At 71.3% G+C, this 23,899-nt stretch carries 21 protein-coding genes; 13 read left to right on the forward strand and 8 right to left on the reverse strand.

The genetic code is table 11. The annotated features are described in order from the left end of the window. Positions 1–2 precede the first annotated feature (2 nt). From ACFY5B_RS28400 to rhaI, 6 genes are all read right to left on the reverse strand, one after another. Positions 3–638 (reverse strand): lactate utilization protein C, encoded by a 636-nt coding sequence (locus ACFY5B_RS28400; protein ID WP_389974377.1) that lies wholly within the window; start codon positions 636–638, stop codon positions 3–5. Next, entirely contained in the window at positions 635–2,113 is a 1,479-nt protein-coding gene (locus ACFY5B_RS28405) for a LutB/LldF family L-lactate oxidation iron-sulfur protein (RefSeq protein WP_389974379.1), read from the reverse strand. Before ACFY5B_RS28405 ends, ACFY5B_RS28400 begins: the two co-directional genes overlap by 4 nt. Beyond that, a complete protein-coding gene (locus ACFY5B_RS28410; RefSeq protein ID WP_389974382.1) occupies positions 2,110–2,865 on the reverse strand; it encodes a (Fe-S)-binding protein in 756 nt (251 codons plus the stop codon). The genes ACFY5B_RS28405 and ACFY5B_RS28410 overlap by 4 nt, the downstream gene beginning before the upstream one ends. A 70-nt stretch (positions 2,866–2,935) precedes the next feature. Next, positions 2,936–4,399: a rhamnulokinase family protein gene (locus ACFY5B_RS28415; protein ID WP_389974384.1), complete on the reverse strand. Its 1,464-nt coding sequence runs from the start codon at positions 4,397–4,399 to the stop codon at positions 2,936–2,938. Continuing rightward, on the reverse strand, positions 4,396–6,435 hold the full coding sequence (locus ACFY5B_RS28420; protein WP_389974387.1) for a bifunctional aldolase/short-chain dehydrogenase: 2,040 nt from the start codon (positions 6,433–6,435) through the stop codon (positions 4,396–4,398). Before ACFY5B_RS28420 ends, ACFY5B_RS28415 begins: the two co-directional genes overlap by 4 nt. 112 nt (positions 6,436–6,547) lie before the next feature. Beyond that, positions 6,548–7,708: an L-rhamnose isomerase gene (rhaI, locus tag ACFY5B_RS28425; RefSeq protein WP_389974390.1), complete on the reverse strand. Its 1,161-nt coding sequence runs from the start codon at positions 7,706–7,708 to the stop codon at positions 6,548–6,550. Positions 7,709–7,969: 261 nt separating this feature from the next. Between rhaI and ACFY5B_RS28430 the strand changes: the two genes are divergently transcribed. The 11 genes from ACFY5B_RS28430 to ACFY5B_RS28480 all read left to right on the forward strand — a co-directional run bounded on the left by ACFY5B_RS28430 (position 7,970) and on the right by ACFY5B_RS28480 (position 19,606). Continuing rightward, positions 7,970–9,487, forward strand: coding sequence for a sugar ABC transporter ATP-binding protein (locus ACFY5B_RS28430; protein WP_389974393.1), 1,518 nt, complete (start codon positions 7,970–7,972; stop codon positions 9,485–9,487). Further along, positions 9,484–10,524, forward strand: coding sequence for an ABC transporter permease (locus ACFY5B_RS28435; RefSeq protein ID WP_389974396.1), 1,041 nt, complete (start codon positions 9,484–9,486; stop codon positions 10,522–10,524). Before ACFY5B_RS28430 ends, ACFY5B_RS28435 begins: the two co-directional genes overlap by 4 nt. Beyond that, positions 10,517–11,509 (forward strand): ABC transporter permease, encoded by a 993-nt coding sequence (locus ACFY5B_RS28440; RefSeq protein ID WP_389974399.1) that lies wholly within the window; start codon positions 10,517–10,519, stop codon positions 11,507–11,509. Before ACFY5B_RS28435 ends, ACFY5B_RS28440 begins: the two co-directional genes overlap by 8 nt. 83 nt (positions 11,510–11,592) lie before the next feature. Then, positions 11,593–12,675 carry a rhamnose ABC transporter substrate-binding protein gene (rhaS, locus tag ACFY5B_RS28445; protein WP_359630442.1) on the forward strand — a complete coding sequence of 361 codons (1,083 nt, stop codon included), beginning with the start codon at positions 11,593–11,595 and terminating at the stop codon, positions 12,673–12,675. Between the two features lie 17 nt (positions 12,676–12,692). Then, positions 12,693–13,013, forward strand: coding sequence for an L-rhamnose mutarotase (locus ACFY5B_RS28450; protein ID WP_062930800.1), 321 nt, complete (start codon positions 12,693–12,695; stop codon positions 13,011–13,013). Between the two features lie 16 nt (positions 13,014–13,029). Then, positions 13,030–14,454 (forward strand): BNR repeat-containing protein, encoded by a 1,425-nt coding sequence (locus tag ACFY5B_RS28455; RefSeq protein ID WP_389974404.1) that lies wholly within the window; start codon positions 13,030–13,032, stop codon positions 14,452–14,454. An 85-nt stretch (positions 14,455–14,539) separates the two neighbouring features. Continuing rightward, positions 14,540–15,565, forward strand: coding sequence for a LacI family DNA-binding transcriptional regulator (locus ACFY5B_RS28460; RefSeq protein WP_389974407.1), 1,026 nt, complete (start codon positions 14,540–14,542; stop codon positions 15,563–15,565). Between the two features lie 108 nt (positions 15,566–15,673). Then, positions 15,674–16,975 carry an alpha/beta fold hydrolase gene (locus tag ACFY5B_RS28465; protein WP_389974410.1) on the forward strand — a complete coding sequence of 434 codons (1,302 nt, stop codon included), beginning with the start codon at positions 15,674–15,676 and terminating at the stop codon, positions 16,973–16,975. An 81-nt stretch (positions 16,976–17,056) separates the two neighbouring features. Continuing rightward, complete coding sequence (locus ACFY5B_RS28470) at positions 17,057–17,791, forward strand: PIG-L deacetylase family protein (protein WP_389974413.1); 735 nt, start codon at positions 17,057–17,059, stop codon at positions 17,789–17,791. Between the two features lie 30 nt (positions 17,792–17,821). Continuing rightward, the gene (sigJ, locus tag ACFY5B_RS28475; protein WP_389974416.1) at positions 17,822–18,733 is read left to right on the forward strand and encodes an RNA polymerase sigma factor SigJ; all 912 of its coding nucleotides are present in this window, start codon (positions 17,822–17,824) and stop codon (positions 18,731–18,733) included. A 30-nt stretch (positions 18,734–18,763) separates the two neighbouring features. Then, a complete protein-coding gene (locus tag ACFY5B_RS28480; protein WP_389974419.1) occupies positions 18,764–19,606 on the forward strand; it encodes a pentapeptide repeat-containing protein in 843 nt (280 codons plus the stop codon). Here ACFY5B_RS28480 and ACFY5B_RS28485 read toward each other — a convergent pair. Further along, positions 19,568–21,064, reverse strand: a complete 1,497-nt coding sequence (locus ACFY5B_RS28485) for a cytochrome P450 (RefSeq protein ID WP_389974422.1) — start codon at positions 21,062–21,064, stop codon at positions 19,568–19,570. The two genes, ACFY5B_RS28480 and ACFY5B_RS28485, sit on opposite strands and share 39 nt — an antisense overlap. A gap of 109 nt (positions 21,065–21,173) precedes the next feature. Here ACFY5B_RS28485 and ACFY5B_RS28490 point away from each other — a divergent pair, with 109 nt between their 5' ends. Further along, a complete protein-coding gene (locus ACFY5B_RS28490) occupies positions 21,174–21,782 on the forward strand; it encodes a TetR/AcrR family transcriptional regulator (RefSeq protein ID WP_389974425.1) in 609 nt (202 codons plus the stop codon). A gap of 85 nt (positions 21,783–21,867) precedes the next feature. Then, complete coding sequence (locus tag ACFY5B_RS28495; RefSeq protein WP_389974427.1) at positions 21,868–22,596, forward strand: DUF2470 domain-containing protein; 729 nt, start codon at positions 21,868–21,870, stop codon at positions 22,594–22,596. On the opposite strand, the gene ACFY5B_RS28500 is transcribed toward ACFY5B_RS28495, so the two are convergent. Further along, complete coding sequence (locus ACFY5B_RS28500) at positions 22,564–23,757, reverse strand: lactonase family protein (RefSeq protein ID WP_389974430.1); 1,194 nt, start codon at positions 23,755–23,757, stop codon at positions 22,564–22,566. The genes ACFY5B_RS28495 and ACFY5B_RS28500 overlap by 33 nt on opposite strands. Positions 23,758–23,899 lie beyond the last annotated feature (142 nt).

The raw sequence follows: 23,899 nt of genomic DNA on the forward strand, positions 1-23,899 counted from the left end.
GGTCAGTCCTCGCCGACGAGGATCACCTCCAGCGTGCGCGGACCGTGCACCCCCTCGACGCGGTCCAGTTCGATGTCACTGGTCGCCGACGGCCCGGAGATCCACGTCGACGGGCGTGCCGGGTCGAGGCGTTCGAGCCCCTGCGGCACGGACGACACGACCTGGCCGGGCACCCGCACCACACAGATGTGGTGGTCCGGGACGAGGGTGATCCGGCGGCGGCCCTGATCGGGCGAGCCGTCCAGCACGATGGTGCCGGTCTCCGCGATCGCGACCGCACAGGCCGTCACCACACTGTCCACCCGGTCCAGTTCGAACGGAGTGTCCTCGGCCCGGTCCGCCACCCGCGTCACCCCGGTCGCCGCCAGCCACTCCTCGTCCAGCCCGGGCGGCACCAGCACCGAAGCCGCTCCGCGTTTGTCCAGCAGCCCCGCGATCAGAACGGGCAGTCCCGCGGCGTCCGTGCGGTGCACGAGTGCCCGGTAGTCCGCCAGGTTCTCGGCGAGCAGCTCCACCGTCTGCGCGACGGTCAGCCGCCCGTGCTCGCGCAGGTAGCCGCGAACGATCGGCGTCTCGTCGGCCGGTGCGTCCGCCAGCGCGCGCCGCACCCGCCCCAGGATCCGTTCCCTGCTGTTCACCTGTCCCCGTCCTTCCCACCACGAGTCCGCTGCCACCAGTCCCGGAACGGTTCGGCGGGCACCGGCGGCAGGTCCCGGGTCCCGCTCCAGGCCCTGCCCGGGCCGGGCAGCGTCCGGGGATGGAAGCGACGCGTCCGGGAGGCGACGCGCTGGCCGGTGCGCAGCGCCCCCGCGTGCGTGAACGCCCAGCGTGCCGCGCGCATCGCCGCCCGCTCGGCGGCATGCCCCTTCGCGGGCCGCAGTACCACCTTGTTGCCCTCCCGCGTGACCTCGCCGCCCTGCACCACCCGCTCGCGCAGATGCACCAGCACCTCCGGGATGTCGATGGCCACCGGGCACACCTCGTAGCACGCCCCGCAGAGCGACGAGGCGTACGGCAGCGAGGCGTCGATCTCGCTGCCCGTCCCCCGCAGCTGAGGACTGAGGATCGCGCCGATCGGTCCCGGGTACACCGAGCCGTAGGCGTGGCCGCCGGCCCGCTCGTAGACGGGGCACACGTTGAGGCAGGCCGAACAGCGGATGCAGCGCAGTGCCTGCCGGCCGACCTCGTCGGCGAGGGTGTCGGTTCGGCCGTTGTCCAGCAGCACCAGATGGAAGGTGCCCGGCCCGTCCTGATCGGTCGTGCCGGTCCATGTCGACGTGTAGGGGTTCATGCGCTCCGCGGTCGAGGAGCGGGGGAGTGTCTGCAGGAAGACCTCCAGGTCCTGCCACGTCGGCACGATCTTCTCGATGCCGACGACCGAGATCAGCGTCTCGGGCAGGGTCAGGCACATCCGGCCGTTGCCCTCGGACTCCACGACCACCAGGGTGCCCGTCTCGGCGACCATGAAGTTGGCGCCGGAGATGCCGACCTTGGCCCGCAGGAACTTCTCCCGCAGGTGCAGACGGGCGGCCTCGGCGAGTTCGGCCGGTGAGTCGGTCAGGCCCTCGGGCGCGGGGCGGCCCCACTCGCTCATCTCGCGGGCGAAGATGTCCCGGATCTCACCCCGGTTGCGGTGGATGGCCGGGACCAGGATGTGCGAGGGCCGGTCCTTGCCCAACTGCACGATCAGCTCGGCGAGGTCGGTCTCGTAGGCGCGGATGCCCTCGGCCTCCAGCGCCTCGTTGAGCCCGATCTCCTGCGTGGCCATCGACTTGACCTTGACGACCTCCGACTCGCCGGTCGTCTTCACGAGCCGGGTGACGATCTCGTTGGCCTCGGCCGCGTCGGCGGCCCAGTGCACGACGCCGCCCGCGGCGGTGACCGACTCCTCCAACTGCACGAGGTAGCGGTCGAGATGGCGCAGCGTGTGGTCCTTGATGCGCTTGCCCGCCTCGCGCAGCTCCGCCCAGTCGGACACCTCCGTCACGGCCTTGGCCCGCTTGGCGCGGATGGTGTGCGTGGCGTGCCGCAGATTGCCGCGCAGGGTCGTGTTCGCCACGGCCTCCCGCGCGGCCTCCGGAAACGCCGGCATGCCGAGATACGTCCCGCTCATACGGCCGGTTCCTCCTCCGTGCTCGCCAGGATCTCCGCGATGTGCACCGGCCGCATGCCGGTCCGCAGCCGGGCCATCGTCCCGCCGATGTGCATCAGGCAGGAGTTGTCCGCCGCGCACAGCACCTCGGCGCCCGTCGACTCGGCGTTGCGCACCTTGTCGGCGCCCATCGCCGCCGAGACGTCGGAGTTCTTCAGGGCGAAGGTGCCGCCGAACCCGCAGCACTCGTCCGCACCCGGCAGCTCGACGAGCTCCAGCCCCTTCACCGACCGCAGCAGCCGCCGGGGCCGGTCGCCGAGCCCGAGTCCGCGCAGCCCGTGGCAGGTCGGGTGGTAGGTCACCCTGTGCGGGTAGTACGCCCCGACATCGGTCACGCCCAGCACGTCGACCAGGAACTCCGTCAGCTCGTACGTCTTCGGCACCACCGGCGCCAGTGTGGCCGCGAGAGTGTCCCCGCGTCCCTCCGCCCGGGCCCGTTCGCCCATCCGCGGATACAGCTCCCGCACCATCGCCCCGCACGACCCGGACGGTGTCACGATCGCCTCGTACTCGCCGAATACATCGGAGAAATGCCGGGCGAGCGGCTCGGCCTCACGGCGGTATCCGGTGTTGTAGTGAGCCTGCCCGCAGCAGGTCTGCGCCATCGGAAAGTCGACGTCGACACCCAGCCTGGTCAGCAGTTTCACCACGGAGCGCCCGGTGTCCGGATACAGCGTGTCGTTGACACAGGTCAGGAACAGGGCGACACGCATCGCGGCTCCTCGTGGTCGGTCATCGGATGAGTGCAGCCTAGTCCGGGCGCGGGGTCGCCGGGAGACCCCATCAACGCGCGGTGAGCCGAGCCTGCGCGGCGTGCCACCGCTCGGTCCCGCCGCGCGGCTCGTACCGGGTGAGCGGCTGCGTGTTCACGAGCAGCCGCCGCATCCCGGCGAGGTCACCGACCAGCCCGTCCGCCCGCGCCTGCACCAGGACGTTCCCCAGCGCCGCAGCCTCGGTGGGCCCGGCCACCACCGGCAGCCCGCACGCGTCGGCGGTCAGCTGGCACAGCAGGGCGTTGCGCGTACCGCCGCCGACCACATGGACGACGTCGACCGCGTGCCCGGCGAGCCGCTGGGCGTCCTGGACCGCCCTGCGGTGGGCGAGAGCGAGGGAGTCGAGGATGCAGCGCGTCACCTCGGCCGGCGACTGCGGCACCGGCTGCCCCGAGACCCGGCACGCCTCGGCGATCCGCTCCGGCATCCGCCCGGGGGCGAGGAACGCCGCGTCGCCCGCGTCCACGACCGACCGCAGTGCCGGCACCTTGGACGCCTCCAGCAGCAGCGCGCCGAGATCCGGGTCGCCCCAGGCCCGTACGCACTCCTGGAGCAGCCACAGCCCCATGATGTTCCGCAGATAGCGGACGGTGCCGTCCAGCCCCAGCTCGTTGGTGAAATTCGCGGCCCGGCTCTCCTCGGTCAGCACCGGCGCGTCCAGCTCCAGACCGGCCAGCGACCAGGTGCCGGTGCAGATGTAGGCGAACCGCTCACCCGACGCGGGTACGGCGGCGACCGCCGACGCGGTGTCGTGCGACCCGACGGCCGTCACCGGCACGGGACCGGTCAGCCCCGTCTCCTCCAGCACCTCCTGCCGCAGCACCCCCGCCGGATCACCGGGCTGCCGCAGGGGAGCGAACAGCCCGAGGTCGATACCCAGGCGCTCCGCGACGCCGTACGCCCAGTCACGGGTGCGCGGGTCGATCAGCTGGGTCGTGGAGGCGTTGGTGAGTTCCGTGCCCTGCTCGCCGGTCAGCCAGTACGTCAGCAGGTCCGGCATCAGCAACAGCCGCCGGGCCCCGTCGAGCTGGGCCGTGGAGCGGGCTGCGGTGAGCTGGTACAGGGTGTTGAAGGGCGCGTACTGCAACCCGGTCGCGGCGTACAGCTCCTCGGCGGGCACGGTCGCCCACACCTTCTCCGCGACCCCATCGGTCCGCGGGTCCCGGTAGTGCACGGGGTTGCCGAGCAGCGCCCCGTCGGCGTCCAGCAGCCCGTAGTCCACGGCCCAGCTGTCGATGCCGACGGAGTCGAGTCGTCCACCGCAGTGGGCACCCGCCGCCCGCAGCCCGTCCAGCACCCCGGCGTACAGCCCGAGCACGTCCCAGCGCAGCCCCTCGGGGACCCGGACGGGCCGGTTGGGGAAGCGGTGCGCCTCACTCAGCTCCAGCGAGTCGGGGTCGACGCGGCCGACCATCACGCGCCCGCTGGACGCGCCGAGGTCGACCGCGGCGTACGACTTCACGGTCGCGCTCATCGCAGGAAGGCGGCCGCGACGCCGGCGTCGACGGGGATGTGCAGGCCGGTCGTGTGGGTGAGGTCCCCGCCGGTCAGCGCGAACACGGCGTTGGCCACGTGCTCGGGGAGCACCTCGCGCTTGAGGATGGTCCGCTGGGCGTAGAACTCGCCCAGCTTCTCCTCCTCCACCCCGTACACGGCGGCCCGCTGGGCGCCCCACCCGCCGGCGAAGATCCCCGAGCCACGCACCACGCCGTCGGGGTTGACGCCGTTGACGCGGATGCCGTGCTCACCCAGCTCGGCCGCGAGCAGCCGCACCTGATGGGCCTGGTCGGCTTTGGTGGCGGAGTAGGCGATGTTGTTGGGCCCGGCGAACACGGCGTTCTTCGAGGCGATGTAGACGATGTCGCCGCCGAGCTTCTGGGCGATCATCACCCGGGCCGCCTCCCGCGACACCAGGAAGGAGCCGCGGGCCATGATGTCGTGCTGGAGGTCCCAGTCCTTGGCGGAGGTCTCCAGCAGCGGCTTGGAGATCGAGATGCCCGCGTTGTTGACGACGAGGTCGACTCCGCCGAAGGCCAGCACGGCCGTCCGGAACGCCTCGGCGATCTGCTCCTCGGAGGTGACGTCCACCGTCACGGCGACAGCCTTGTCGGACCCGCCCAGTTCCCCGGCGACGGCTTCGGCGTTGTCCGCGTCGAGATCGGCGACGACCACACACGCGCCCTCGGCCGCGAGCCGGTGCGCGATGGCCTTACCGATGCCGCTTCCGGCACCGGTCACGAGCGCGACCCGGGTCGCGAGCGCCTTGGGCTTCGGCATTCGCTGGAGCTTGGCCTCCTCCAGCGCCCAGTACTCGATCCGGAACTTCTCGGACTCCTCGATCGGCGCGTAGGTGGACACGGCCTCGGCCCCGCGCATCACATTGATGGCGTTGACGTAGAACTCGCCGGCCACACGGGCGGTCTGCTTGTCCTTGCCGAACGAGAACATGCCCACCCCGGGCACGAGCACGATGGCCGGGTCGGCGCCGCGCATGGCGGGGGAGTCGGGCAGGGCGTGCCGCCGGTAGTAGGCGGCGTACTCCTCGCGGTACTCGGCGTGCAGCTCCGCCAGCCGCGCGATCGCCTCGTCGAGGGGGGCGCTCGGCGGGAGGTCCAGCACCAGAGGCCGGACCTTGGTGCGCAGGAAGTGGTCCGGGCAGGACGTCCCGAGCGCGGCGAGCCGCGGGTGCTCCGCGCTCGCGAGGAAGTCGAGCACGACCTCGGAGTCGTCGAAGTGGCCGACCTGCGGCCGGTCCTGGGAGGCGATGGCGCGGATGTACGGGGCGAGCGCGGCGGCCCGCTCCCGACGCTCCGCGGCGGCCAGCGCGGCGTACCCCTCGATCACCGGCCCGAAGGGGTCGGGCTTGCCCCGCTCGGCGAGGAACTGCTCGGCGGTCCGGATGATGTGCAGCGAGTTCCGCTCGCACTCCTCGGAGGTGTCACCCCAGGCGGTGATCCCGTGTCCGCCGAGAACGCACCCGATGGCCTGCGGGTTGGCCTTCTTCACGGCGGCGATGTCCAGCCCGAGCTGGAAACCGGGCCGCCGCCACGGCACCCACACCACGCTGTCCCCGAAGCACTCGGCGGTCAGCTTCTCCCCGTCGGCGGCGCAGGCGAGCGCGATTCCCGAGTCCGGGTGGAGATGATCGACGTGCGGGGCCTCGACCAGTCCGTGCATGGCGGTGTCGATGGAGGGAGCGGCCCCGCCCTTGCCGTGCAGGCAGTAGTCGAAGGCGGCGACCATCTCGTCCTCGTGCTCCACGCCCGGGTAGACGTCGACGAGCGCCCGCATCCGGTCGAGCCGCAGTACGGCCAGCCCGGCCTCGGTCAGCGTCCCGAGGTCACCGCCGGACCCCTTGACCCACATCAGCTCGACGTCCCCACCGGTGACGGGGTCGGTCTCGGTGCCCTTGGCGGAGGCGTTGCCGCCCGCGTAGTTCGTGTTCCGGGGATCGGCCCCGAGCCGGTGCGACCGGGCGAGGAGAGCGGCAGCTTCGGGATGAACGGACATGCCAGTTCCTTTTCAAGAGAGAGGAGGGGGGGCTCGCTTTTGGGGGCGCGGGGAACTGCGCGATCAACCACAGACAACCCGCACTCCGCAATCAACAGATCTCGGCAGACGCTTACGCACCCCATCCCGCCTGCTGCCCACCGACCCGCTCGGCGACGATCCGCTCACCCCACCCGGACCGCCGGTACGCGGCAAGAGGCTCGGGATCCAACCCCATCTCCTCCCGCACCTCCCGCAGCAGCGGCCGCACATCGGTGTTGTACGCATCCATCACCACGGCATTGGCCTCCAGCACGTCCCCCGCCCGCTGCGCCGCGGCCAGCGCGTCACCGTCGACCAGCAGTGCCTTCGCCGTCGCCTCCTGCACGTTCATCACCGACCGGATGATCGCCGGGATCTTCGCCTCGATGTTGTGGCACTGGTCGAGCATGAACGCGACCTCGGGCGAGAACCCACCGCCCCGCACGACCTCGTACATGATTCGGAACAGCTGGAACGGATCCGCCGCCCCGACCATCAGGTCGTCGTCCGCGTAGAACCGTGAGTTGAAGTCGAACCCGCCGAGCTTCCCCTCCCGCAGCAGCGTCGCCACGATGAACTCGATGTTGGTCCCGGGCGCGTGATGCCCCGTGTCGACGACGACCTGTGCCTTGGGCCCGAGCTTCAGGCAGTGGGCGTAGGCGGTACCCCAGTCCGGCACATCCGTCGTGTAGAACGCCGGCTCGAAGAACTTGTACTCCAGCAGCATCCGCTGCCCGTCCCCGAGCCGCTCGTAGACCTCCGCCAGCCCCTCGGCCAGCCGGTCCTGCCGTCCCCGGATGTCGTCCTGGCCGGGATAGTTCGTCCCGTCGGCGAACCACAGCTTCAGATCCGTCGAGCCCGTCGCGTCCATGATGTCGACGCACTCCAGCAGATGATCGACGGCCTTCCGCCGCACGGAGGCCTCCGGATGACAGATGCTCCCGAGCTTGTAGTCGTCGTCCTGGAACGTGTTCGAGTTGATCGCCCCGAGCTTCACGCCCCGCTGCTCGGCATGCTTCGCCAGCGCCGCGTAGTCGTCGACCTTGTCCCACGGAATGTGCAGGGCCACCGTCGGGGCGACCCCGGTGAACTCGTGCACCTTCGCCGCGTCGTCCAGCTTCTCGAAGGGGGTGCGCGGCACTCCCTCCTGCGCGAAGACCTTGAACCGCGTGCCCGAGTTCCCGTACGCCCACGACGGCGTCTCGACGGCCTGTGTCTTGAGAGCGGCCTTCGCCGCGGCGAGCTCGGTCACGTCAGGCTCCTGTGACATCGGGTCATGACGACCACTGAATGAAACGATTCAGGACGCGAAGCTATGGGCCTCCCGTAGGGGTGTCAACCCCTCCGACCGACGCGGCTTCCCGTGACTCATGCGTGACCTTCTGTCCTCGAAAGTTTTTCGACCGGAACCCATTGACGTGACATGCGCGGCCCGCCTAACGTCCCGGCAACCCAGTTGAAACCTTTCACGACGCCGAGAGGGCCGACCCGCCGGCGTCGTCGAGGAGCCCCCATGACCCACCCGTCCACCACGGGTCCGGCCCCGGTTCTGGCACTGAAGGACGTGTCCAAGTCCTTCGGCGCGGTCCGCGCCCTGCGGGACGTCTCCCTGGAGCTGTTCCCCGGGGAGGTGCACGCCCTCGCCGGTGAGAACGGTGCCGGCAAGTCGACCCTCATCAAGACGCTCGCCGGAGTGCACCGGCCGGACGCCGGCCAGGTGCTGCTCGACGGCACGCCCGTGGCCTTCCACGGACCCGGCGACGCCCGCGACGCCGGCATCGCCGTGATCTATCAGGAACCCACGCTCTTCCCCGACCTGTCGATCGCCGAGAACATCTACATGGGGCGCAGGCCGCGCCGCGCCCTCGGCCGGATCGACCACAAGGCCACACACAACGCGACCGCCGCCCTGATGAAGCGCCTCGGAGTCGAACTCGACCCCGACCGGCCCGCCCGCGGCCTGTCCATCGCCGACCAGCAGATCGTCGAGATCGCCAAGGCCCTCTCCTTCGACGCCCGCGTCCTGATCATGGACGAGCCGACCGCCGCCCTCACCGGCAGCGAGGTCGCCCGCCTCTTCGGCGTCGTCCGCACCCTGCGCGACCAGGGCGCCGCCGTGCTCTTCATCTCCCACCGGCTGGAGGAGATCTTCGAGATCTGCCGACGGGTCACCACCCTGCGCGACGGCGCCTGGATCGCCAGCGAGCCCCTGGACGGCATGACCGAGGACGACCTCGTGCGCCGGATGGTCGGCCGCGACCTGGACGAGCTCTACCCCAAGCAGGACGTGACGCCGGGTGAGGTCGCCCTGAGCGTGCGCCGGCTGACCCGCGAGGGGGTCTTCACCGACGTCTCCTTCGAGGTCCGGCACGGCGAGATCGTCGGCCTGGCCGGACTCGTCGGCGCCGGGCGCACCGAGGTCGCCCGGGCCGTCTTCGGCATCGACCGCTGGGACGCCGGCGAGGTCTCCGTCCACGGCAAGGCCCTCGCCAACGGCGCGCCCTCGGCCGCCATGGCCGCCGGGCTCGCCCTGGTCCCGGAGGACCGGCGCGCCCAGGGCCTGGTGATGGACATGTCCATCGAGCGGAACATCGGACTGACGGGACTGCGTACGACGGTGAAGGCCGGACTGGTGGACCGCGGCGCCGAGCGCAGCCGCTCCCTCGACTGGGCCGTCAAGCTCCAGGTCAAGTACGCCCGGATCGCCGACACGGTCAACACGCTCTCCGGCGGCAACCAGCAGAAGGTGGTCCTCGCCAAGTGGCTGGCCACCGGCCCCAAGGTGCTGATCGTCGACGAGCCGACCCGCGGCATCGACGTCGGCACCAAGGCCGAGGTGCACCGGCTGCTGTCGCAACTGGCCGCCGACGGCGTGGCCGTCCTGATGATCTCCTCCGACCTGCCCGAGATCCTCGGCATGGCCGACCGCGTGCTGGTCATGCACGAGGGCCGCCTCACCGCCGAGATCCCGCGCTCCGACGCCACCGAGGAAACCGTGATGGCCGCAGCCACCGGGAGGGCCGCCGCATGACGGTCGTGACCCCGCAAGAGGCCCCCGTGGCCGACGTGCCCAGGTCGAGTGGCACCCGGCTGGTCGAGCGTGTCTTCAAGATGCGCGAACTCGCCATCCTGGTCGTCTTCCTGGTGATGATCGGCGTCACCCAGGCCGGCAACAGCGAGTTCCTGTCCGAGCAGGGCGTCAAGGACCTGCTGCTGAACGCGACGATCCTGGTCCTGGTCGCCACCGGCCAGTCCCTGGTGGTCATCACCCGCAACGTCGACCTGTCCGTCGGATCCACGCTCGGCATCAGCGCGTTCGCCGCCGGAACGTACCTCCAGGGCGGCGGAAACCCCGTCGTGGCGATCGCGCTGGCCGTGCTGCTCGGCATCGGCTTCGGACTGCTCAACGGACTGCTCGTCAGCCTCGGCCAGGTGCCCGCGCTGGTGGTCACCCTCGGCACGCTGTACATCATCCGCGGCATCGACTCCATCTGGGTCGGCTCCCGGCAGATCACCGCGGCCGATCTGCCCGGCGGATTCGTCGACTTCGGCTCCGGCGGCATCTCCGCGGTGCCGTACCTGGCGCTGATCGCGCTGGTGGTCCTCGTCGCCACCGCCTACTACCTCAAGCACTACGCCAGCGGCCGCGAACTGTACGCGCTCGGCTCCAACCCCGAGGCCGCCCGCCTCGCCGGCATCCCCGTCCGCAAGCGGATCCTCGCCGCCTACACCTTCTGTGGCGCCCTCGCCGGACTCGCCGGCGCGATGTACCTCGCCCGCTTCGGCAACGTCGACTCCGGCACCGGCAACGGCTACGAACTCACCGTCGTCAGCGCGGTCGTGGTCGGCGGCGTCGTCTTCACCGGCGGCTCCGGCAGCGTCTACGGCGCGGCCCTCGGCGCACTGCTGCTGACCTCCATCAACAGCGTGCTGCCCGCCCTAGGCGTCAGCTCCGTGTGGGTGCTCGCGATCAACGGCATCCTGCTCATCCTCGCGATCGCGGTCGACCGGATCGTCGCGCTGCGCGTGGCCTCCGCCCTGAAGAAGAGGAACGCCCGCCATGGCTGACATCTCCCTGAGCCGAGCGGCCGGCTGGTCCGGCCTGAAGAGGTGGGACTCCGCCGTCGGCGCCCTGCTCGTCGTGGTCCTGCTGTTCTCCTTCGGCTTCGTCGACGGATTCGGCAACGCGCTCGACCTGTCGTTCCTGATCGGCAACACGCTGCCGATCGCGCTGATCGCCCTGCCGATGACCCTGCTGGTCGTCTCCGGGGAGATCGACCTGTCGGTCGCCTCCACGGCCGGACTGTCCGGTGCCGTGATGGGCGCCCTGTGGAACCAGGGCATGACCATCGAGACGATCATCCCGATCTGCCTGCTGCTGGGTGTCGTGTGCGGGCTGGTCAACGGGCTGCTGGTGACCAGGCTGGGACTGCCGTCCCTCGCCGTCACCATCGGCACGCTGGCCGCCTACCGGGGTATCGCGCAGATCGTGCTCGGCTCCGACGCGGTGACCGACTTCCCGACGCAGTACCTGGACTTCGCCGCCGGTCGCATCGGTGACACCTTCATCCCCTACGCCTTCCTGCCGTTCCTCGTCCTGCTCGCCATCGCCGTGGTCGCTCTGCACGCCACGCCGTTCGGACGGTCGCTGTTCGCGATCGGCGCGAGCGAGGAGGCCGCGCGGTTCGCCGGCATCCGGGTCAAGCGGCAGAAGCTGATCCTCTTCACGCTGACCGGGCTGATGGCCTCGCTGACCGGGATCTTCTGGGCGCTGCACTACGCCAGCGCCCGCTACGACAACGCCACCGGCCTCGAACTGTCGGTCGTGGCGGCCGTGTTGCTGGGCGGCATCGACTTCGACGGCGGCAAGGGCACGTTGGGCGGTGCGATCGCCGGGGTGTTCCTCCTCGGCGCGCTGCAGAACGTGATGAGCCTCCAGGATGTCTCGGCGCAGTCGCAGATCGTCGTGACAGGTGTGTTGCTCGTGCTGTCCGTTCTAGGGCCGCGGGTGGCTCGGCAGATCGCCGTGTTGCGTGCTCAATCGTCCGGCTGACCGGCCGTCCGTGGCTGGTCGCGCAGTTCCCCGCGCCCCTGAAAGCAAGGGCGTTCCCCTCAACCTCGTTCAAAGGACAAGCCATGCGTAAGTCAACTCTCCGCCGCAGCTGCGCGGCCCTCGCCACCGCCACCTCTCTCGCGCTCGCGCTCACCGCCTGCGGCGGCACCACCAAGAAGGACGTCGCGAACGAGGGCGCCTCCGCCGCCACCGCCGGCAAGGCCGACCCGAACGCGGCCACCAAGAAGGGCCTCACCGTCGGGTTCCTGCCCAAGCAGGTCAACAACCCGTACTTCACCAGCGCCGACAAGGGCGGCGAGAAGGCGCTCAAGGAGCTGGGCTCCAGTTACAAGGAGGTCGGCCCGTCCAGCGCGACCGACACCGCCGGGCAGGTCTCCTACGTCAACACGCTCACCCAGCAGCAGGTCGACGCCATGGCCGTGTCCGCCCAGGACCCCGGCGCGCTGTGCACCGCCCTCAAGCAGGCCATGAAGAACGACATCAAGGTCGTCACCTACGACTCCGACACCACGCCCGACTGTCGCAACGCCTTCGTCTCCCAGGCCTCCGCCGAGGACCTGGGCCGCACCGAGGTGCAGCTGCTCGCCAAGCAGATCGGCTACAAGGGCGAGATCGCGATCCTGTCCGCCGCGCAGACGGCGACGAACCAGAACACCTGGATCGACTTCATGAAGGACGAGCTGAAGAAGCCCGAGTACAAGAACATGAAGCTGGTGAAGACCGCGTACGGCAACGACGACGCCCAGCAGTCCTTCCAGCAGACCCAGGGCCTGCTCCAGGAGTACCCGAACCTGAAGGGGATCATCTCCCCGACCACCGTCGGCATCAAGGCCGCCGCCCAGTACCTGTCGGGCTCCAAGTACAAGGGCAAGGTCAAGCTGACCGGCCTCGGCACCCCGAACGACATGCGCAAGTACGTCAAGAACGGCACCGTCGAGGCGTTCGAGCTGTGGGACCCGGCCAAGCTCGGCGAGCTGGCCGCCCGCACCGCCGTCGCCCTGTCCTCCGGGCAGATCACCGGCAAGGAGGGCGAGACCTTCAAGGCCGGCTCCATGGGCGAGTACACCATCGGCAAGGACGGCGTGATCAGCCTCGGCAAGCCGACCGTGTTCGACGCCAAGAACATCGACCAGTTCAACTTCTAGACCCTGGGAGGTCGTTGATGCAGCGCGTGTGCTTCCTGCTGAAGGTCAGGGCGGAGCGCCTCGACGAGTACCGCGAGCGGCACGCCGCGGTATGGCCCGAGATGCTCCAGGCGCTCTCGGAGACCGGCTGGCACAACTACTCGCTCTTCCTGCGCGAGGACGGACTGCTCGTCGGCTACCTGGAGACCGAGGACTTCGCGGCCGCCCAGGCCGGCATGGAAGCCACCGACGTCAACGCCCGCTGGCAGGCGGAGATGGCGCCGTTCTTCGAGTCGCTGGACGGCGCCCGGCCCGACGAGGCCATGAAACCGCTCACCGAAGTGTTCCACCTCGCATGACGATGGAGTCCACGAGATGCACAGACGTACGTTGCTGGCCGCCGCCCTCGCGGGCGCAGTGGTGACCCCCGCCTTCGCCTCCGGCACGGCACGGGCCGCCGATCCCGGCCCCTCGGTCACCCGGACCGGCACCACCACGCTCGACGCCCAGGCCCTCTTCTTCGTGTCCTACGACGGACTGGTCAACAACAACGCGTTCCAGAAGAACGGCCTGCTGACCTACAAGGGCTACCAGTACGCCGTCTGGTACACCGCCGACCGCAACGCCGTCGTCGGCCGCCGCGCCCTCGGCGCGAGCACCTGGTCGACCGTGAAGGTCGGGCACACGCTGCGCTACAACGACTCCCACAACGTCATCTCCATGGGCGTCTCCAAGGTCGACGGCCGGCTGCACCTCAACATGGACTCCCACAGCGACGGCTTCACCTACGTCAAGTCCGCCGCGGGACTGATGGACAACCCCGCAGGGCTGAGCTGGACCGCGAGCCGCTTCGGCGCGCCCCAGTCGACGCTCGACGGTCTGGCGCTGACCTCGCAGTTCACCTACCCGCAGTTCGTCTCCACCCCGGACGGCAAGCTCCAGCTGAGCTACCGCGTCGCCGTCTCCGGCAACGGCCGCAACGCCCTCGCCGAGTACGACGGCACGAAGTGGACCAACCTCGGCGAGTGGTCCAGCTCCACGGGCACGTACACCAGCGAGCACGGCTCCTCGACGGCCCGCAACATGTACCTGCACGGCATCGACTACGACCGGAACGGCCGGCTGCACTCCTTCTTCACCTGGCGCGAGCAGAACGGCGCCGTGATGTGCAGCAGCGGCGGCATCACCAACCACGACACCGGTTACGTCTACTCCGACGACCGCGGCCGCACCTGGCGCAACAACGCCGGCACCGTCGTCGGCGTCACCGGCGGCTCCGACAAGGTGTCCGTGACCGACCCCGGCCTGGTCGTCGACCCGCTCAACCCGGACCACTCCCTGATGAACCAGGAGAGCCAGTTCACCGACTCCGCGGGCCGCCCGCACGCGATCATCTCCTACGTCCCCGGCCGCTTCGGCCAGTGCACCACGAACTACGTCGCGAACCGGACCGCGAACGGCCGTGCCTTCCACGTCCGCAGGAACGCCTCCGGCACCTGGCAGAAGACCGAGATACCGGTCCCGCTGAACTCCAGCCAGCGCACCAAGCTGATCCTGGACAAGTACGACAACGCGTACGCGGTCTTCCCCTTCGGCCGGATCGCCGGGGCCTCCGCCGCCTCCGGGTACACCGACTGGAAGATCCTCTTCGACGGCAGCGGCCTCAACGCCTTCGGCGAGGTCGTCATCGACGAGACACGGGTCGCGCAGGACGGGGTGCTCTCGTTCATGTACCAGGAGAAATCCAGCGGTACGACGCCCTCGGCGCTGCACGTGACCGACTTCCGCCTGCCCGCCTGACCGCATCGGTTTCCGGGGCGGCGTGCCGGTAATGTGAAGCCGCCCCGGACGCCGCCCCCCGTCTCCCCCTGGAGGTCCCTGCCCGATGGCCCAGTCGGTGGGTATCAAGGACGTCGCCCGCGTCGCCGGAGTCTCCGTCGGCACGGTCTCGAACGTGATCAACCGCCCGGACACGGTCGCGACCGAGACCCGGGCCCGGGTGCTGTCCGCGATAGACCGGCTCGGGTACGTCCGCAGCGAGTCCGCGCGCCAGCTGCGCGCAGGCCGCAGCCGCATCATGGGGCTGCTCGTCCTCGACATGGGCAACCCCTTCTTCGTCGACGTCGCGCGCGGAGCCGAGCGCGCCGCCCGGCAGGCCGGACTCGGTGTGATGGTCTGCAACAGCGCCCAGAACCCGGGTGAGGAAGCCGAGTACCTGTCGCTCTTCGCCGAGCAGCGGGTGCGTGGCGTGCTGCTCACCCCGGCCGACGCGACCGGCCGCAACATCGAGGCGTTCCGCCGGCACAACATCCCGTTCGTCCTGGTCGACCGGGTCGCCGAGGGCACCACCGAGTGTTCCGTCTCCGTCGACGACGTGGCGGGCGGCGCCCTCGCGGTACGCCACCTCGTCGACGCCGGGCACCGCTCCCTCGCCTACGTCAGCGGCCCACCCGGCCTCAACCAGGTCCGCGACCGCCGCACCGGCGCCCTCGAAGCGCTCGCCGAGGCCGGGCTCGGCCCCGACGCCCTGCGCGAACTGCCCACCGAACGGCTGGACGTCGCCGCCGGCCGCGACGCCGGGGCCCGCCTGCTCGGCCTCGCCGACCGGCCCACCGCCGTGTTCTGCGCCAACGACCTGCTCGCCCTCGGCGTCCTGCAGGCGATGTACGCGGCCGGGGTCGGCGTCCCCGACGACCTCGCCATCGTCGGCTACGACGACATCGAGTTCGCCGCCGCCGCGGCCGTCCCGCTCACCTCGGTGCGGCAGCCCGCCGTCACCATGGGCGCCATGGCCGCCGACCTGCTCCTGGAGGAGACGGAGGAGGAGGGCACGGGGCGGGCACACGAGCACCGCAGGGTCGTCCTCCAGCCCGAGCTGGTGGTCCGCCGCTCCAGCCTTTCCGCCCGCTGAGCCTGAACGGCCGTTCAGCAAGGTTTCATGATCGAGGGACTCACTCACGGGCGATCCTTGTGATGAACTGGGACGCGGCCTGAAAATCCGTCCGTCCCGGGAGCCCTGTTGACCGTCAGCTACCGCCAGCCCGGAGTCCTCCTCACCGACCGCCGCTTCACCGTCCCCCTCGACCACGGCCGTCCCGAGGGCGAGACGATCGAGCTGTACGCCCGCGAGGTCGTGGCGAGCGACAAGGCATCCAAGGACCTGCCGTGGCTGCTCTACCTCCAGGGCGGACCCGGCTTCGGTGCCGACCGGTCCGTCGGCCGGCCGGGCTGGCTCGGCAGGGCCCTGAAGGAGTACCGCGTCCTCCTCCTCGACCAGCGCGGCACCGGCCACAGCACCCCCGCCAACCGCCAGACGCTCCCGCTGCGCGGCGGCCCGGCCGAGCAGGCCGACTACCTCAGGCACTTCCGCGCCGACTCGATCGTCCGCGACTGCGAGGCCGTCCGCGCGGAGCTCACCGGCGGCAAGCCCTGGACCGTCCTCGGCCAGAGCTTCGGCGGCTTCTGTGTGACCACCTACCTGTCGCTGGCCCCCGAAGGCCTGGCCACCGCCGTGATCACCGGCGGTCTGCCCTCCCTGGACGCCCACGCCGACGACGTCTACCGGGCCGCGTTCCCGCGCGTCGAACGCAAGGTCGCCGCCCACTACGCCCGCTACCCGCTGGACGCCGAGCGCGCCCGCCGCATCGCCGAGCACCTGCTGCACCACGACGTGGTCCTGCCGAACGGCTACCGGCTCACCGTCGAGGCCTTCCAGTCCCTCGGCATCGTCCTCGGCACCGGCGATGGCACCCACCGCCTGCACTACCTCCTGGAGAACGCCTTCGTCCGCACCCCGCAGGGCGCCACGCTCTCGGACGCGTTCCAGGAGCAGGCGCAGGCCATGCTCTCCTACGCCCGCCACCCGCTGTACGCCCTGGTCCACGAGTCGATCTACGGCCAGGGCGCCCGGCCCACGGCCTGGTCCGCCGAGCGGGTCCGCGCCGAGTTCCCGCAGTTCGACGCGGCCAAGGCCCTCGCCGGTGACGAGCCCCTGCTGTTCACCGGAGAATCGATTCACCCCTGGATGTTCGACTGCGACCCGGCCCTGCGCCCGCTGCACGAGACCGCCGACCTGCTCGCCGCCCGCACCGACTGGACGCCCCTGTACGACCCGGCCCGCCTCGCCGCCAACACGGTGCCGGTGGTGGCGGCCGTCTACCACGACGACATGTACGTCGACACGGCCCACTCCCTGCGCACCGCCCGTACGATCCGGGGGCTGCGCACCTGGATCACGGACGAGTTCGAGCACGACGGCATCCGCACCGGCGGCCCACGCGTCCTCGACCGGTTGCTGGCGCTCGTGCGGGGCGAGGCGTGATGCCGTCCGTACGCCCGGTGATGTCGGTGACGCGGGCCGGTTTGCGGACATGACGACCGCTCATCGGACTAATCTGCGGACATGACGACCACTCAACTGCAGCCCATGCCCGGCGACTGGCGGCGTGCCCTCGCGGTCGTGGCGCACCCGGACGACCTCGAGTACGGCTGCTCGGCGGCGATCGCGGCCTGGACCGACGAAGGCCGCGAGGTCGCCTACGTCCTCGCGACCCGCGGCGAGGCCGGCATCGACACGCTGGAGCCCGAGCGGTGCGGGCCGCTGCGCGAGCGTGAGCAGCGGGCGAGCGCGGCGGTCGTCGGCGTGTCGGAGGTGGAGTTCCTCGACCACAAGGACGGTGTCATCGAGTACGGCACCGCCCTGCGCCGCGACATCGCCGCCGCCATCCGCCGCCACAAGCCCGAGCTGGTCCTCACGCTCAACCACCGCGACACCTGGGGCGGTGTCGCCTGGAACACCCCGGACCACGTGGCCGTCGGCCGTGCCACGCTCGACGCGGCCGGCGACGCCGGCAACCGGTGGATCTTCCCCGAGCTCGTCGAGCAGGGCCTCGACCCCTGGGACGGCGTGCGCTGGGTCGCGGTCGCGGGTTCCAGCACGCCCACGCACGCGGTCGACGCGACAGCCGGGATGGAACGGGCTGTGCGCTCACTGCTGGAACACCGCACCTACATCGAGGTGTTGACCAGCGAGGACCCGGAGACGTACGTGCGCGGCTTCCTGACCCAGCACGCGGAGAGGACGGGGGAGCGGTTCGGTGGCCGCCCCGCGGTGGCGTTCGAACTGTTCAGCAGATGATCAGCGCTTGACCGGCGGACGGGGGAGACCATGACAGGCGACGAGGAACTGGCGCACCGGTTCGAGGAACACCGCGGACACCTCAAGGCGGTGGCCTACCGCATGCTCGGATCGCTCTCCGAGGCGGAGGACGCCGTCCAGGAGGCCTGGCTCAAGCTCAGCCGCACCGACACGGACGACATCCAGAACCTCGGCGGCTGGCTGACCACGGTGACCGGTCGCGTCTGCCTGGACATGCTGCGCTCGCGCACCGCCCGCCGCGAGGAGCCGGTGGGCGACACCCAGGACACCGCGCGGGCCTACGTCCCGGATCCGGTGCTCCGGCCCCTGTCCCACATCGATCCGGCCGAGGAGGTGCTCCAGGCCGACTCCGTGGGCCTGGCCCTGCTCGTCGTGCTGGAGAACCTGACGCCCGACGAGCGGCTCACGTTCGTGCTGCACGACATGTTCGCCGTGCCGTTCGACGACATCGCGCCGATCGTGGAGCGCAACCCGGCCGCGACCCGGCAGCTCGCGAGCCGCGCCCGGCGCCGGGTGCGCGGTGCCACCCCGTCGGCCGAGCCGGACCTCGGCAGGCAGAAGCAGGTGCTCGACGCCTTCCTGGCCGCCTCGCGCGCCGGTGACTTCGAGGCGCTGGTGGCCGTACTGCACCCGGATGTGCTGCTGCGGGCCGACTCGGGTGCGCTCGTTCGGGGCGCGGCCGCCTCCAAGCTGGTGCAGGGCGCGAAGGCGGTGGCGGAGCAGGCGCTCATGTTCGCCCCGTTCACACAGGCCGCGGAGCTGGTCCTGGTCAACGGCTCGGTCGGAATGGTCAACGCGCACGGAGGTCGCGTCCAGTCGGTCATGGGCGTCACGATCGTCGACGGCCGCATCACGGACATGTACATCCTGGCCGACCCCGAGCGGCTGGAGCGTCTGGAGATGCCCGGACCGTCGGCGTGACCGGAACGCGCCCGTCAGTTGTCGTTTCGTATGCTGAACGGCGTGCGAGAACACCACACCGAGCGGGCGGAACTGCGTGGCGACTGCGAGCGGTGCTTCGGGTTGTGCTGCGTCGCCCTGCCCTTCGCCGCCTCGGCCGACTTCGCGGTCGACAAGGCCGCCGGCACGCCCTGCCGCAACCTCCGGGAGGACCACCGCTGCGGCATCCACGCCAGGCTCCGGCAGAAGGGATTCACCGGCTGCACGGTCTACGACTGCTTCGGCGCCGGGCAGCAGGTCTCGCAGATCACCTTCGGCGGACAGGACTGGCGGACCGGTCCGCCGGAGCGGGCCCGTCGCATGTTCGACGTGTTCCCGGTGGTCCGGCAGCTGCACGAGCTGCTGTGGTACCTGACCGAGGCGCTCGCCCTGCCGGCGGCCCGTCCCGTCCACCCCGAACTGCGCAAGGCACTGGAGAAGACCGAAGAACTGACCGGCGGGACATCCGAGGAACTCGCCGCGCTGGATGTGGCGGCGCACCGCCAGGACGTCAACGTCCTGCTGCTGAGGACGAGCGAGCTGGCCAGGGCCGGCATCAAGGGCCGCAAGAAGGACCGCCGGGGCGCGGACCTCATGGGCGCCCGTCTCAAGGGCGCCGACCTGCGCGGTGCCTGCCTCCGCGGCGCCTACCTCATCGCCGCCGACCTCACCGGAGCGGACCTGCGGGGAGCCGACCTGATCGGTGCCGACCTGCGCGACGCGGACCTCACCGACGCCGATCTGACCGGGGCGTTCTTCCTCACCCAGCCACAGCTGAACGCGGCCCGGGGAAGCGCCGGTACCCGGCTGCCGCGGTCAGTCACCCGCCCCGGGCACTGGACAGCGCAGGTCTGAGGCCGGCTCCCGCACCGCCGGGCGGCGCTCCGGGTGCAGCCGCAGGCCCTCCGGCATCAGCGTCAGCCGTTCCGTCACGCGCAGCCGGTAGGCCGGGTCGGCCCGCAGGTCGTAGCGCCGCAGCAGCAGCCCGAGCACCAGCGTGGCCTCGTGCAGCGCGAACTGCCGCCCGATGCACGCCCGCGCGCCCGTCCCGAACGGCTTGAAGGTGTGCGGGGGCCGGGACCGTACGGCGCCGGCGTCGAAGCGGTCGGGGTCGAACCGTTCGGCGTCCGCTCCCCAGACCTCGGGGTCCCGGTGCAGCATCGGCGTCAGCACCAGTGCCCAGGCCCCGCGCCGCATGGGATGTTCCCCGGCCAGCACCGTGTCCTCCCTGGCCTCCCGGGAGAACGCGGGCGCGGTGGGCCACAGCCGCAGCGACTCGTCCAGCACCCGGCGGACGTAGCGCAGCCGGGCCACCTGCTCGTAGGCGGGTTCCGCCGTGTCCCCCCACACCCGGTCCACCTCGGCGCGGGCCCGGGCGGCGATCTCGGGGTGGCGGGCGAGGTAGTGCAGGGCGAAGGAGAGCGCGCCCGACGTCGTCTCGTGGCCCGCGACGAGAAACGTGATGACCTGGCGGCGGACGTTCTGCGGCGCCAGCCGCTCCCCGGTGTCGGGATGGGCCGTCTCCAGCATGCGGTCGAGCAGATCGCCGTCACCGCCGCCGTTGGCGCGCCGGGCCCGCACCAGTTCGTCGACCGTCTCGTCGAGGTGGGCGATGTCGGCCGCGTTGCGGCGGCTCGCGCCGCGCAGCAGCAGGGGCGCCAGCGGGAAGGGCACGGTGTTGAGCCGCTGGGCGTAGGTCAGCGTGCCCACCATCGCGGTGACGAAGGGATGCGGCCGGGAGCGTTCGAACGAACCGAAGTCGTGCCCGAAGCCGGTGCGCGCGATCGTCTCCAGCGTCAGCTTGGTCATGTCGCCGGGCACGTCCACCGCCCGGCCCGTGGCCGCGGCCCGGTCCCAGTGCTCCGTCAGCCGCTGCGCGACCGACAGCATCATCGGGTGGTAACCCGCCATGGCGTCGCGGCTGAACCCCGGCGCGAGCACGTCGTGGGCCAGCTGCCAGTTGGGTTCGTGGTTGTACGCCGTGAACAAACCGTCCCCGGCGACCGGCCGCAGGTTGGCCACGCCGAGCCCCACGTGCTTGGCGAACCGCGACTCGTCCGCGAGGTCGGCCGCGTGCCGGGCGCCCCACACGAACACGAACTCCTTGCCGAACGCCTTCCGCCGGAACACCGGCCCCAGTTCGCGGGCGTAGCGCAGCGAGTCCTGCAGAGGAGTGCGCCGGTTCACCCCCACCACGTCACCGAGCAGCGGGATCCGGCGCGGCGGATGCGGAATGCGGTCCAGCTCCGGCCAGCCCAGCTCGGCACTCCGGAAACCCTTGGGCTCCCCGGTCCGTGTCGGCGCCTGAGGCATGACGCGATCTCCCTTGATCCGACGGCGGGTTCGCAGGTGTTGTACATGGGTTCAATAGCGCGGTTCAGTGTGGTCCCGTTGTTGAACCGGCGTCAAGTAAAGTGCGGGCATGGCTGCGAACCAGGGCGGGCGCACGCGCCGCCGGCTCAGCACCGAGGAGCGCCGGGAGCAGCTTCTGTCGGTCGGTGCGCGGCTGTTCTCGGAGAGCCCCTACGACGACGTGTGGATCGAGCAGGTCGCCGAGATCGCCGGAGTGTCGCGCGGGCTGCTGTACCACTACTTCCCGACCAAGCGGGACTTCTTCGCGGCGGTGGTCGAGCGCGAGAGCGAGCGCATGCTGCGCATGACGGCGGCGGTGCCCGGCGTCCCGGTCCGCGAGCAACTCGGGGCGGGCCTGGAGACGTTCCTGGAGTACGTCCAGGCGCACGCGCACGGCTATCGCGCCTTCCATCGCGCCGACGCGGCCGGGGACCAGGCGGTGCGGCGGGTCTATCAGCGTGCCCTGGCGGCGCAGGAGCGGCAGATCCTCGCCGCGCTCGCCGCGGATCCCGAGTTCGGCCCCGCCGTCGAGGGGCGGCCGGAGGTCCGGCTGGCCGTGCGCGGCTGGCTGGCGTTCACCACGGCCGTCTGCCTGGAGTGGCTGCGCGGCACGGAGTCGGGCCGCGAGCAGGTGCGCGAGCTGTGCGCACGCGCCCTGCTGGGCGTTCTCACGCCCTGACAGGTCTCGCAAAGGTCGTGTGACGCGGTTGGCGTACACCCCGATCTTCGATAGGTTAGGTGAGGCTTACCTAAGGAGGTCTGGGATGGGTGACGACAGCCACAGCTGGACGGCGGCTCCTGCCGCCGCGGAGCGGGCACGCTCGGTGCTCGCCGCCGCGTGGTCCTGCTCCGTGACCGCGGAGGGCACACGGGAGGAACTGGTCGGCGCGCACAGCGTGGACGAGGACGGCCGGGTGCTCGTGGAAGTGCCCGAGGACAGCGCCCTGCTCGCCGCCGCGATCTGCGCGCCCCGCGGCGAGCCGTCCGCGGTGCTGGAGTTCGCCGATGTCGCGCCCGTCCCGGTCCGCAACCGGATCCGCGCCCGGCTGTGGCTCGCGGGCTGGTTCGCCGTCGAGGGGGAGAGGCTCGCCTTCACGCCCACGCGTGTCGTGCTGCGGCAGCCCTCCGGCTCCGTGGTCGTGGACCTCGCCGAGTTCGCCGCCGCCGTGCCCGACCCGCTCACCACGGCCGAGGCGCGGCTGCTGACCCACCTCGCCGACTGCCACGCCGACGCCGTCGAACGCCTCACGCGGCTCGTCGACTCCGACAGCCTGCACGGCGCGGTGCGCGTCCAGCCGCTCGCCGTCGACCGGCATGGACTGACGCTGCGCATCGAACGGGTCCGTGCCCACGGCGACGTACGCCTCGCCTTCCACGCGCCCGCCGACGACGTCGCGCAGCTCACCGAGCGCATGCACGTCCTGCTCGGCCGGGCCACCGCCGCGTCCTGCCCGCGGGCCCTACAGCGGCAGCGCACAGACGGCGACGGGTGAGGGGAACGACCCGCCCGCGCGCCGCAGTGCGCCGTTGCCCTCGTCCACGTGGAAGACGGTGACGGTGGAGGACTTCTGGTTCGCGGCGAAGAGCAGCGTGCCCTCCGGTGAGAACGCGATCTGCCGGGGGAAGTCGCCGCCCACCGGGACCGTGCCGAGCAGCCTGAGCCGGGCGCCGTCCGCCTCGACGGCGTAGCGCGTGAGGCTGTTGTGGCCGCGGTTGGCGAGATAGGCGTACCGGCCGTCGGGGGTCACCAGGATCTGCGCCGGGTAGTTCGTGCCCGAACCCGTGCCCGTGGACTGCGCCTCGCCGACGGTCAGCCGGCCGGAGGCCTTGTCGTAGGAGCAGACCGCCACCGTGTTGTCGGCCTCGTTGGCGAGGTACGCGTACCGGCCGCCCGGGTGGAACGTGAGATGGCGCGGTCCGGCGCCCGGCCGGGTGTGCGCCTGTGCCATCTCGCTGAGCGTGCCCGCCTTCTCGTCCAGCCGGTACGTGTAGACGGTGTCCGTCCCCAGGTCGACGGCGAGCACATGGCCCCCGTCCGGGCTCGTGACGACCTGGTGGGCGTGCGGGCCCTCCTGGCCCGGGCCGGGCGGGGGAGTGGAGTGCCGGACGAGGGCGGTGCGTTCGCCGAGGGCGCCCGTGGCGTCGATGGGATGCACGGCGACGCTGCCCGTGCCGTAGTTCGCGCTGAGCAGCCAGCGGCCGCCCGGATGCACCGACAGATGGCAGGGGGCCGCACCGCCGGTACCGCGGCTGCCCAGCACCTTCCGGTCGGACAGCCGGACGGCGGTCACGGCACCGTCCGCACGCTCGTCCACCGCGTACAGCGTATGGCGGTCCGGGTGGACCGCGAGGTACGACGGGTCGCCGACGTCGCCGATCGTGCCGCCGCCGGTGATCTCACCCGTCGCCGCGTCGTACGTGGCCAGGCCGATGCCCTTGCCGCCGCCCTCGGCGGACGTGTAGGTGCCGAGGTACAGCGGGCGGGGTCCGGAGGGGCGCCGGGCCTCGCGGGACGGGCTCGTACCCGCCTCGGGCGTCGCGGCCGGGGCCGACGGGGGCGCGGGCGCGTTGTCGCAGGACGGCAGCGCCGCCGCGGCGGCCCCGCCCGTCAGGGCGCCGACGAACCGACGCCTGCTCCAGCCACCACTGCCCATGTCGCCCCTCAAGTCGTCACTCGTCCCCGTCGTGACTGCCACCTTGGCGTCTGCCGGCCCTCGGGTGCAACAAACGGCGGCGGGTGTTGCGTACGGCGCAACGCACCCTGAAGGGGAGGGGGTCGACGCTCCCCGTCCTCGA

Source organism: Streptomyces sp. NPDC013187, from assembly GCF_042899705.1.
GTDB lineage: Bacteria > Actinomycetota > Actinomycetes > Streptomycetales > Streptomycetaceae > Streptomyces > Streptomyces hawaiiensis_A.